Source organism: Flavobacterium sp. FPG59, from assembly GCF_002150205.1.
GTDB lineage: Bacteria > Bacteroidota > Bacteroidia > Flavobacteriales > Flavobacteriaceae > Flavobacterium.
On the sequence record NZ_MTCA01000312.1, the window covers coordinates 1 to 2,602 of the forward strand.

General features: G+C 29.6%; 3 protein-coding genes. 2 read left to right on the forward strand and 1 reads right to left on the reverse strand.

Going from position 1 to position 2,602, the window contains the following annotated elements; all coding sequences use genetic code 11:
- Positions 1-90 precede the first annotated feature (90 nt).
- Together mobC and FPG59_RS15440 are read left to right on the forward strand one after the other, a co-directional pair.
- Entirely contained in the window at positions 91-429 is a 339-nt protein-coding gene (gene mobC / locus FPG59_RS15435; protein WP_086455439.1) for a plasmid mobilization relaxosome protein MobC, read from the forward strand.
- Complete coding sequence (locus FPG59_RS15440; RefSeq protein ID WP_086455440.1) at positions 426-1,721, forward strand: relaxase/mobilization nuclease domain-containing protein; 1,296 nt, start codon at positions 426-428, stop codon at positions 1,719-1,721. The genes mobC and FPG59_RS15440 overlap by 4 nt, the downstream gene beginning before the upstream one ends.
- Positions 1,722-1,758: 37 nt before the next feature.
- Here FPG59_RS15440 and FPG59_RS15445 read toward each other — a convergent pair whose 3' ends face one another.
- A complete protein-coding gene (locus FPG59_RS15445; protein WP_086455441.1) occupies positions 1,759-2,058 on the reverse strand; it encodes a hypothetical protein in 300 nt (99 codons plus the stop codon).
- Positions 2,059-2,602: the final 544 nt, after the last annotated feature.

The window sequence follows — 2,602 nt, forward strand, 5'->3', positions numbered from 1 at the left end:
GGTATGTTTTTTGTACAAAAAACCGTGTTAACATAATAAAAAAAAACACTCGTAAACTCGTGTTTTTAAAACAATTTAAAAATAAACTATATGAAAAATAAAGGCGGAGCTCCAAAGAAAAATGAACAATTAAAACTAAATAAACGTCTCATTCTATCATTTAATGAACCTGAATGTACGAAGCTACAAGAGAAAGGATTACTTGTTGATAGCAAAACATTGAAAACCATTATAATGAATTCGACATCACATAAAACCATTCACATAAACACAAATAAAGATCCGTTATACATTTTTGAACTCAATCGCATAGGAAATAACCTTAATCAATTGGCAAAAAAAGCAAATAGTACTGATCAGTTTTCCGATCTTGATATAAGAAACTTTTGGACTTTATTAAATGAATTAGAAAAACTACTTACCGAATGATAGCCAATATAACAAAATTTTCAAAGCTTGAGCCTTTCATCAGATACAACAACAATAAGGTACTAGCGCAAGAAGCAATTGTATTAGATTTCGGGAATATATTTAAGGATGATCTAAAAGTGGCCGAAAACATTATAGCAGCTTATGGAAATAACGTAAAAAGTAAGCGTCAAGATAGGTTTGCTCACATATCTCTAAACTTCCTTCCCGCGGATAATGCGGTTTTGACGGATGCTACTTTGAAAGATATTGCTAAAGAGTATCTCATCGGAATTGGCTTTGATTCAGACCACCCCTATCTTGCATATAAACACGATGATACAATTCACCCTCATATACACATAGTAACGTCAAAATTAGATACTAATGGAAAATATATTGCTAGTTCAGATAATTTTAGGCTCAGTCAGCGTGTTACGAGAGAGATAGAAATACGGCATAACTTGACACGTGTTAGCTCACAAAAGCAAAAAGTGATTGTACAATCACGGTTAGCGGATGCACCTAATCTACGAGATAAACTCAATTTCCATATAAAGAATGCTCTAGAGGTTTTACAAATTCAAAGTTTCGTTGAGTTTGTAATGTACTTGAACAACCATAATATTGATGTGCAAGTTATCGCAAGGCTAGATGTGATAGACGAGGAAGGTTATGTTAAGGAAGGCTTGGTTTTTAATAGTTTAACAGGAGACTTTAAACAAAACCAGAGAGGCATTAAAGCAAGCTCACTGTACTTAAAACCAACAAAGAAAAACCTAGATGTAATTTTTAAAAAAAATAAAGAAACACACAACGAAACAAAAGCATTAATAAAAAAAGAGCTCGATGCTATATTTTCAAAATATGAAAAAGTAACATTAACAGATCTAAAAACAATCTTATTAAAAAATGATTTAACTCTAAATTTTAAAGAGGATAGGAATGGTAAGATAGTGGGTATATCATTTTCGGATAAAAAAACCGGTTTAAAAATAACAGGCGAAAATATAGGAAAAAATTATACTGCTCGTAAAATCGCATCTTTGATAGGGTATACAACTGTACTTAAAGTTTTTGATCAGTTACATCGTGGCAATCTTAACAACGTAATTGTATTGAAAAATCTGGAAAAATCCAGCCTTGATGAAAAAGATAGTGCAACAGACATTGAATACAGTAAAAATTTTGACGAGTATACTTTTGATAATATAGAAACACAGCAAAGCGAAACCATCCAAAATGACGATTCCCTTTCTGATATTGATAGAAAAAAAATAAATCCTTTGAAAAGGAGAAAATGGAGATTGTAATAAAAACGGATTTGCCTTTGATGGCAAATCCGTTTTGCTATTCATCTAATCTATAAATAAAATCAAGATTAGAATGTTCATCATATATCCTTTCAACGTCAATGGTGAATTCTTTTTTACCCGTTCGAATTCCTTTAGAATACTCCTCTATAAATGGCGTAAAGCCATCGATTTCCATAATAGAATTATTTCCTGTAGAAGAATTAATTACTTTTCTCTCTGCTTCAGTAGTTGCTGGATTTAATATTAGTTCTCCATTTTCATAGATAAACAAATCAATTTGAGGTTCACTTAAAGGCAAATCCTCGTTGAATTCTGAAAATTCGTTATTTTTCATGGTTTAAAAGATTAATGGTACATTCCAAAGATAAGCAATATTAACCAATTTTAACTTACAAAAAACTATATTGCATTATGACCAAAAATTGAAGTTATTATCCGCAAATTATACACAACTTAATTTATAACCATACCTAAATTAAAAAATCCGTAAAATTAGATTTCCAATAAAATGACATTTTTTAATGCTGTCTTCCTAATCATAATAATATTAATTTATTCTGCCCTTTACACATTTGAATGAATATTCAACATGATCCCAAGAACAAAAGATACTTTCTACTAATTAAAACTTAATACAATAAAAACAAAAGAAGTAACATATAAAGAACTAGATATGTTACTTACCCATAGTCATACTATATAATCCAACTTATATCGCATATCGCAATATGAAATATTTAATTTTTGACATAAAAACAAGTTGAAAACTAATTTTAAAGAACTAAAGAAAGAAATTCTTGCATTTCATCGATAAAAAGACAGTTTTGAACAAATAAATTGTGCAGTATAGTTATTATGTAAATAAAGTTGCTTATATT

Coding starts and splice junctions, on each gene's coding strand:
- mobC (WP_086455439.1), top strand. CDS start 91: ATGAAAAATAAAGGCGGAGCTCCAAAGAAAAATGAACAATTAAAACTA.
- FPG59_RS15440 (WP_086455440.1), top strand. CDS start 426: ATGATAGCCAATATAACAAAATTTTCAAAGCTTGAGCCTTTCATCAGA.
- FPG59_RS15445 (WP_086455441.1), bottom strand. CDS start 2,058: ATGAAAAATAACGAATTTTCAGAATTCAACGAGGATTTGCCTTTAAGT.